The organism is Kitasatospora sp. NPDC059160 (assembly GCF_042755465.1).
Classification (GTDB): domain Bacteria; phylum Actinomycetota; class Actinomycetes; order Streptomycetales; family Streptomycetaceae; genus Kitasatospora.
The window spans coordinates 1-2,920 of sequence record NZ_JBHZCN010000235.1; the positions used below are offsets into that span (position 1 = coordinate 1).

Sequence of the window (2,920 nt, forward strand, 5' to 3'; positions counted from 1 at the left end):
GCCTCGTACTGGACGTACTTGGGCGATTCGGGCGTGCGTCCAGGCGGGATGCCCGGCGTCGCGCGCCTGGCAAGATCCGCCGGACAGGCCCTAGCTGACCCGGACTCGATCGCCACAGCCCGCCGGCCCCGCCGGCGGGCTGTTCCGCGTCCACGGACGCCAGTGCACGCGGGCGTTCGCATCCCAACACACCGGGAATTGAACCACCGAAGGCCGTCCGCACGTTGGAATAGCGGAACTCCCGGTGAATCCCGGGAGAATGGCCGAAGTTCCCGACCGTAATCCGGTCCGGGACTTCGACGTGTACCGACCTACGGTCGCACCGCCCCCACCGTCGCCGCCGGTCCCGCTCCCGCCCCCACCCCGCCCCTGGCGGCGCGACAAGGCCTTGGTATGAGCACGGCAAAGGATTCCCCGCCCCGCGTCCACCATCTGGACGGACGGACGGCCGAGTTGATGTGGTGTCCGGGCTCAACCCGCGGGCCGACCGGTCCGCAGTCCTGTACGGACGAACCTCCCACACCCTCACACCCGGGAGCAGACACATGCGCACCCCCCTCAAGGCCGCCGCCCACACCCTCACGGCGCTGGCCCTGGCCGCCTTCGGCACCACCGCCCTGGCCGCCGGCGCCGAGGCCCAACCCGCCCCGGCCGCCGCCCACTTCGGGGCCAAGCCGCTCCACCCCGGCACCACCGCCAAGAGCCCGACCGCGACCTCCGGCAACACCCTGTCGGTCCGCTCCGCCGCGACCCAGGGCGTGGTCTCCCCCACCCCCAAGGTGTACCTGGTGTTCTGGGGCTCGCAGTGGTCCTCCGACCCGGCCGGGGTAGCCCCCGACATGCAGAACATGTTCAAGGGCCTCTACGGCAGCCAGGACACCTGGGGCACCATCCTCAGCCAGTACTGCGAGGGCGTCGCCAGGGGCACCACCACCTGCGGCACCAAGGGCACCCACGTCCAGCACCCGGCCTCCTCCCCGCTGGCCGGCGTCTGGTTCGACAACGCCGCCGCCACCCCGGCCAACGCCACCGCCGCCCAGATCGCCGCCGAGGCGGGCAAGGCCGCCGCCCACTTCGGCAACACCACCCAGGCGCCCAACCTCAACGCCCAGTACGTGGTGGTCTCCCCCACCGGCGCCCACCCGGACGGATTCCCCAACTCCGGCTTCTGCGCCTGGCACGACAAGACCAGCAGCTCCTACGGCACCCTGGCCTACACCAACCTGCCGTACATCCCGGACAACGGGGCGGGCGCCTGCACCACCTTCACCGACGGGCGGCTGCTCTCCGGCATCGAGTCCACCGAGACCCACGAGTACGCGGAGACGGTCACCGACTTCTGGCCCAGCATCGGCTGGAACGGCGGCGGCGGTGAGATCGGCGACGAGTGCGAGAACCTCGACGCCTACGTCACCCTGAGCACCGGCACGTTCGACCTCCAGGGCCTGTGGTCCAACAGCGCCAACAAGTGCGTGACGCACGGCTGACGACCGCCCGCTCCGAGGAACCCGGCCCGCCGCGCCCCCCGCGCGGCGGGCCGTCGCTGTCGGGCCGTCACCCTGAGCCGGACTCCACCGCCCTGACCACGCCTGATACCGTGCGATCGCCGTGGTGTTCGGGAAACCGGTCTGAGTCCGGTGCGGCCCTCGCCACTGTTGCCGCGGAGTTCCGCGGCCCTCGCTGACCGGCTCGCCCAGCGGTCAGGGCCACTGGGCGGGCTCGAAGGAGCCGCCCGGGAAGGTCGGCCGCGGCACGTCGATGCGGAAGCCAGGAGACCGGCCACGGCACGACATGTTCCACGAGGGTTTTGGAGAACACGTGCCCAGCGGTCAGCCGCGTCCGTTCCGATCCATTTGCTCCGTACATCCCATACGTCCCACAGGTCCGATACGTGTCGGCCGGGCGGTCGCCGCCGTCCTGTTCCTCGGCACGCTCGGCGCCTGCACGGGCGCCCCCGTGCCCGCCGCGCCCGGCGGGACGTCCGCAGGTGCCGCGCCGGTCAGCGTGGAGAACTGCGGGACCACCGTGACGGTCGGCACGCCGCCCGAACGGCTGGTGACGCTCAACGAGGGGGCCACCGAGGTGGCTCTGGCCCTCGGCCTGGAGTCCCGCATGGCCGGTACCGCCTACCTCGACGATGCCGTCCCGGAGAAGTGGAAGGCGGCCTACGACTCCGTCCCGGTGCTCTCCGCGAAGTACCCGACGAAGGAGAAGCTCCTCACCGCCCGCCCCGACTTCCTGTACGCCTCCTACGCCAGCGCGTTCACCGACAAGGTCGCGGGCACCCGGGAGGACCTGCGCGGCCAGGGCGTAGCGTCGTACCTGTCCCCGTTCGGCTGCTCGGACAAGAGCCAGGTGCCGCCGACGACGTGGCAGGCCGCGTGGGGCGAACTGCACGACGTCGCCCAGGTCTTCGGCGTACCGGAGCGGGCCGCCGCGATCCAGCACCAGCAGGAGCAGCAGCTCGCCGGGTTCACGGCGACGGCCGCGGGCAAGGACCTGAAGGTCCTGTGGTACGACTCGGACACCAAGTCGCCCTTCGTCGGCGCCGGCCACGGCGGCCCCCAGCTGGTGCTCGACGCCGTGGGCGCCCGCAACGTCTTCGCGGACCTGCCCGGCGGCTGGCAGAACGTGAGCTGGGAGAAGGTCGTCGCGGCCGACCCGGACGCCATCGTGCTCGCGGACGCCGGCTGGGACACCGCCCAGTCCAAGATCGACTACCTGGAGCACGACCCGGTGCTGAGCAAGCTCGGCGCCGTGCGGCGCAAGGCCTTCGTGGTGGTGCCGTTCTCGGAGTCGACTCCCGGCGTGCGGCTCGCCGACGGGGCCGCCCGGGTCTCGGCGGGGCTGAGCGCGCTGCGCCCGGCTTCATGACCACGGCACCCCACCCCGTCGCGCGGCCCGCCGGTCCGGGCCGCGC

At 72.3% G+C, this 2,920-nt stretch carries 2 protein-coding genes and 1 riboswitch; both genes read left to right on the forward strand.

The genetic code is table 11. The annotated features are described in order from the left end of the window. Positions 1-545 precede the first annotated feature (545 nt). Positions 546-1,487: a hypothetical protein gene (locus ACFXOZ_RS42365; RefSeq protein ID WP_380397775.1), complete on the forward strand. Its 942-nt coding sequence runs from the start codon at positions 546-548 to the stop codon at positions 1,485-1,487. A gap of 105 nt (positions 1,488-1,592) precedes the next feature. Beyond that, positions 1,593-1,799: riboswitch (cobalamin riboswitch) on the forward strand. 157 nt (positions 1,800-1,956) lie between these two features. Next, positions 1,957-2,874: an ABC transporter substrate-binding protein gene (locus ACFXOZ_RS42370; protein WP_380595368.1), complete on the forward strand. Its 918-nt coding sequence runs from the start codon at positions 1,957-1,959 to the stop codon at positions 2,872-2,874. Positions 2,875-2,920: the final 46 nt, after the last annotated feature.

What these genes read in the sequence shown, in the direction of transcription:
- ACFXOZ_RS42365 (WP_380397775.1), top strand. Translation starts at nt 546, where the DNA reads ATGCGCACCCCCCTCAAGGCCGCCGCCCACACCCTCACGGCGCTGGCC.